The organism is Paenibacillus sp. 598K, from assembly GCF_003851045.1.
Lineage (GTDB): Bacteria > Bacillota > Bacilli > Paenibacillales > Paenibacillaceae > Paenibacillus_D.
In genome coordinates this window covers 1,165-1,380 of record NZ_BFBX01000003.1, presented here as the reverse complement: position 1 = coordinate 1,380, position 216 = coordinate 1,165, and the positions used below count along the sequence as shown (strand labels likewise).

1 protein-coding gene is annotated in these 216 nt (G+C 67.1%); it reads right to left on the bottom strand.

Going from position 1 to position 216, the window contains the following annotated elements:
* On the bottom strand, positions 1 to 216 hold a 216-nt coding region (locus PA598K_RS00750), incomplete at both ends, for a transcription antitermination factor NusB (protein WP_305779171.1).

Here is a 216-nt window from a genome sequence, read left to right as displayed (position 1 = left end):
TTGACCGCCGCATGCGGCGGCACTCGGGTGAGGTAGATCAACTGATAGGCGCTCATCCGCAGCAGCTGCAGCACCCACGGCTCCAGCTTGCCGAGTCCCTTGGCGACGAACCGCCCGAGCGCATGGTCGAGCGTATTGAGCCGCTGGATCGTGCCATAGACAAGCTCCGTCGCCAGTCCCGCATCGGCCCGCGACAGCTCCGCCTCCTGCAGCGCC